Source organism: Myxococcus sp. AM011 (genome assembly GCF_013372595.1).
GTDB classification, from domain to species: domain Bacteria; phylum Myxococcota; class Myxococcia; order Myxococcales; family Myxococcaceae; genus Myxococcus; species Myxococcus eversor.
On record NZ_JABXEM010000443.1, the window covers coordinates 1 to 5290 of the forward strand.

2 pseudogenes are annotated in these 5290 nt (G+C 71.7%); both read right to left on the reverse strand.

Going from position 1 to position 5290, the window contains the following annotated elements:
* Window positions 1-480, reverse strand: a pseudogene (locus HUW62_RS48260) (hypothetical protein); the annotation flags it as partial.
* A gap of 4620 nt (window positions 481-5100) precedes the next feature.
* Window positions 5101-5290 (reverse strand): annotated as a pseudogene (locus HUW62_RS45650) (RluA family pseudouridine synthase); the annotation flags it as partial.

Here is a 5290-nt window from a genome sequence, read left to right on the forward strand (position 1 = left end):
GTGATGGCCGCGCGGGGGCTCGCCCACCACGTGCCGCAGGCGCACTTTCGGGCGCAACGGCACCACGGCCGGACGGCGCGGGGGCTCGCTCATCACGTGCGGCGGGGGCACTGTCGGCTGGTGCGGCACCGCGCGCGGCTCGTTCTCCGCGTGCCGCAGGCGCACTGTCGGCTGGTGCGGCACCGCGTGCGGGTGGTGCGGCGGCTCGCTCGCCGCGCGCAGCGGGGGCACTGTCGGCTGGTGCGGCACCGCGCGCGGGTGGCGAGGAAACTCGGTCACCGCGTGTAGCGGAGGCACTGTCAGATGGTGCGGCGGCGCGTGCGGACGGCGCGGCGACATGTTCGCCGCGAGCTGCGGCAGGAGCGTTGTCGACCGGAGGCGCCGCACGTGATGGCCGCGCGGGGGCTCGCCCACCACGTGCCGCAGGCGCACTTTCGGGCGCAACGGCACCACGGCCGGACGGCGCGGGGGCTCGCTCATCACGTGCAGCGGGGGCGCTGTCGGACGGTGCGGCGGCTCGTGCGGAGGCGCGATCACCACGTGCAGCCGGCGCACTGTCGGCCGGCTTTGCGCCATGTGCTGGCGGCGCGGGAGCCCTGTCGTCGGCCGGATTGACCGAACGTGCTGGCGGCGCGGCGGAACGTTCGCCGCGAGCAGCGGAAGCACGAGGTGCCTCAGGAGCCGCTGGTCCCTTGGCTTCAGCGGCGGGCTTGTCCGCGCGCGGCGCGGGCGCATTCTCGCCGAAGACCACCGTCGACCCAGAAGGCGCGGGCCTGTCCAGCTCCGGCCCCAGCGCGCCCAGTCTGTCCTCGTATGCCGCGGGCCCACGAGCGGGCGTGGACTTCTCGCCGCGCGACGCAGCGGCAGCGGGCTTCTCCGCGCGCGCACCCACGGGCCTTTCGCGAGCGCCTTCTGCTCCAGCAGATGCGGCGGCTGAACCCCCTTGCGGTGCGGACCGCTCGACGCGTGCACCCGCGCCACCACCCTGCGCGCCCGAGGTGCCCGCTGGCGGCGCGGACCTCGCATCTCGTTGCCCCGCGCCTTCGCCTGTCCCACCGGGAAGAGCGCTGGGGTCGGAGGTCGACGTAATCTCTTCGGACAGGTCATCGCGTCCGGCCGCGACGAGCGACGTCGTCGTCATGGGCAACGGAACGAGGAGCGCCTTCGGTCCACTCGGCTCGCGGCGAGGTGTCGCGCTGCGAGGAGGCTCGGGAGGAAGCACCGCCTCCCGTTCTTCACGTGCGAGCCTCAGTCCCTCCGCGCGACGGGCATAGACTTGCGCACGCTCTGAATTACCGAGCGACTCACGCCACATGCGCGCCAGTCGGTCCCAGGTCTGCTCGCGTTCGAGTTCATCCTCGGTCGCGGTGGCGGCGTGTTCGAGCGCCCAGGCCGCCTCGCCCTTGTTGTCTCGCGCCAGCAAACGCTCCACGAGCAACAGCCACGCTTCCTTGTGTCCTGGCTCGAAGCGCACCGCCTGACGCAGCTCGTTCAGCGCGGCCTCGGCATCCCCCGATGACTCCAGGGTGGCCACCAGCTCCAGGCGAGACTGCCGTGCGACAGGGCCCCGCGACTCGCGAGCTATCTGCGCGCGCAGAAGCTGTCCGAGCGCCGCCGTGTCACCCAGCTCTCGCGCGAGCCACAGGAGGCGCTCTCGAGCCTGCTCGCTGTCAGGGCTCTCGATGAGCACCTCGCCCCAGGCCCACTGCGCGAGGCGGGAATCATCGAGCTGTTCCTCCGCGGTGCGCGCGAGCACCCGGAGCGCCTCCGCGCGGTCCGCCGCCCGGCGCGGCGTCGTGGCGAGCACGGAATGCAGTCGCTTCGCGACAGCCGAGCGCTCCGAACCCTCGACACACGACAACAGGCCCGCGAGCGCGGGAAGCAAATCTGGAGCGAGCGCCTCCGAGGCCTCGAAGTCCGCACGGGCCTTCCCAGGCTCCCCCATGTGGAGCCAGCGCTCTCCTCGAGTCAGCAGCGCCATGGCGCGCGCGCGGCCCGTCCTTGCCCGCTGGATGGCCTCATCGAGCGCTCGGCGAACCAGTGAGGCGTCGTCCCGCGAGGCCAGCAAGCGGACCTGCTCGCGCAGCGCGGAGCGGTCTCCGGTCAGCTCGACAATCTCCCGGTACATTCGCGCGGCGCCAGCGGGGTCCTGGAGTTCGGTCTCCATCACCTCCGCGAGTCGCGTCAGTGCTTCCGCGCGAGCCCCCGGGTCTTTCGCCCGGTCCGCGCGCTTGAGATAGAGCTGGGCCAGCTCACGCCACGCTCGACGCGCGACGAACTGCGCCTCCAGTTTGTGCGAACGCGCCAACTCCTCCGCGTCTTCTCCAGGAGTGGGCTCCGCCACACCCGAGCGCCCGGGCCGGGACGGGGCCACGGGGTCAGGGCGAGAAGAGACAGGACCACTCTTGCCTGGGACTCCAGGCTCCGAAACGCCGGCGGGTGCGCCCCCCAACGCGGCGAAGAGGTCAGCGAGCGGGACCTCCATCGTCTCCGAGCGCGGAGCGTCTTCGCCTCGCTTGGGAGCCGGAGCAGGCTGGGGCTTGGAGCGAGCGGGCTCCGTGCCCACCGGATGGAGGACGGGTGGTGAACCCGAGGCGGCGGGCTTCCCCTTCGAGGGAGGAGTCGCGGTCCCGCCAGGAGACCGCGCGGGGAGTGGCGCCTCCTGAGGATGCACGTCCCAGGGGAACAGGTCTTGGACCCTGACAGCGGGCATCTCCACCTGGGTCTTCGCGCGGAACTCGCTGTCGTCCTCCGGTTCGACCGCGGCAGCGCGCGCGGAGCTGGGGGCATCCTCCTCGGGAGGAATCGCCTTGTCGCTCGGCTCGGTGCTGATGGGCGAGGCCGTCGGAGCGGTCAACTCCAGGCTCGACGCGACCTGTGCATCAGGACTCGGAGTCGACTCGTGCGACGAAGCGCGGGTTGAAGCCGGCGTCAGGCGCCGCGCGGCGGAAGCGGGTGCAGGGTCCACCGCGCCGTTCGGAGTGGTTCCTGCGGACACGTCACGAGTGTCGAGCAACCCCTCGCCAGGGTTCGCCTCTGTCGGCAAATCCGTGGCGTCACTTCGTTCCGCGCCCGAGGCCGTTCCGCGCGAAAAGGCATCCGCATCGCCCGGCCCGACAGTGGAAGCCACCTCGGTCGGCAAGGCATCCACATCACTCAGCCCGACACGCGAAGCGACCTCTGTCGACAAGGCAGGCACATCACTCGCCCCAAGAGGAGCTGCCTGATTCGGCGAAGCATCCACGCCGCTCGAACCAGTGGATGCCACCTTGCGCGGCGACAGCTCCACGCCGCTGGTCCCAACAGAAGCCGTCGTGCTCGGCACAACCTCCGCGCTACCTGGGACACTGAAAGCCGTCGTGCTCGGCACAACCTCCGCGCTACCGGGCCCGAGGGAAGCCGTTTTGTCTGGCGAATCCTCCGCGAGGCCAGTCCCGACAGAGGCCGCATTGTCTGGCGAGCCCTCCGCGAGGCCTGTCCCGACAGAGGCCGCATTGTCTGGCGAGCCCTCCGCACTACCCGGTGCACTGGAGGCCGCATCGTTCAGCAGGGCCCCTGAGGCACTCCGCTCGGCACTCGAGGCCACATCGTTCGGCGCGACCGCTTCATCACCGTGCCCGGCACGTGACACCTGCTCGGTCGCCAGCGCCCCCGTGACGCGCTGCCTCGCGACCGAATCCACCTCGGTCGGAGAAGCCTCGACGTCGAGCAGCCCCACCTCCAAAGCCGCCTTCGTCGACAGGTCCACGGCGTCACTCCGCGCCGCACCAGGACCTGAATCCTCCGACGACTCCCCCGCCCCGCCCTCGACCTTCGAGCCCGGCACCACCGCATCCACGGGCAATCCACCGGTCCGCATCCCCTGCCCGGCAACGGAGGGACCCGATTGAGGCACCGACTCCGTCGGCGCCACATCCCACGGAAACGGAACATCCGCTGGAGCCTGAGGCGCGGACACTGCGTGCTCGACCGGACGCGTCCCCTTCCCACTCGGCACCACCGGGGTCGGAGCCTCCGGCGCGCTCCCGCCCTCGGGCCCAACGCCCCGAGCCGATGCCCCGCCAGGCACCGTCAACCCAAGGGGCGGCGCCTCCACCTGGAACTGCACCCGAGCCAGCTCCATCGTCAGCGTGCGCGGCGGAGGCACCACGGCGGGCGGACCCAAAGTCGCTCCCGTCGCATCGACCACCGTCGCCGCGTGGTAGTCGACCTCGTCCTCTTCCCAGACCGCCAGGGCCTGAACGCCCGACTTCTTCGTGGGCAGCTTCTCCAGCACGGCGCTCGGCGGAGCCGGTGCGCGCCCTCCATCCCCTCGGCCCTTGGCTCGGAGCAGTTCCAGGATCCGCCGCGCGCGACGTTCCTCGGGGAACTCCCCGACCAAGGCTTCGAGCACGGAAAGAGCACGGGCCGTCTGATGCGTCCGGCGCAACACCCTCGCGAGCTGGCGACGCACGGCACGCCGCACCTCGGCGGGCGCGGTGGCCGGAACGGAATCCAGCAATCCGATGGCAACAGTTTCAGCCCCAGCGGTTCGCGCGAAACGCACCAGCCCAGCAGCCAGGCGGGGGGACATGGGCAGGGTGTGGCAGGCCTTCTCCAGCTCCTCGAAGGCCCGAGAGGGAGCACCTTCGCGCAGCCAGCGCACAGCGGCCCCGAAGTGGCGAGCCACCCCGGCTTCCGCATCGTCCGTCGGCCCGACCTCGAGCATGCCGGATCGCGGCACCTCCTGTCGGACGGCCGCGGGCTCCGGCGTGCCGGCGCCCTTGCCGTTTCTCACGCCACCCATGGGTGCGGCAGTCTACACAACGCGGGCCATCCGGGCTGTCACCGTCATGCTTCCCGCGCGAAATGCCGAGCCCACCGTGGCCCGAGCGGCGGAGAGCCTCCTGGAAGGCACCCTCCAGGCCCTTCGGCTGCTTGCTGTCGAAGCGGGCTCAACGGATGGCGCCCCGCGCCGTGAGGCCGGCACTGCCCGCCCGCGACTCGCCCGTGGAGCCACTTGACGGGGAGGGCCTGGGTCTGGTGGCGACCCTGAACCGGGGGAGCCATGAGGCCACGTCGCCAGGATGAGGCGGAGGCACTCCGCCGCGGCGCATCCCGTCACTTCTCGGGCACGGCCCCCTGAGGCACCGCGACGCCCGCGAGAGTGAAGAAGCGCAGCAGGTCCTCGGGCACCAGGGCCTCCACACGCAACGGTGCTCCCGTGGCCGGATGCGCCAGCTCCAGCGCCTGCGCATGCAACAGACACCGAGCCGCCTCCACCCCTCCCGCCCGCGCCGCGCCGCCATAC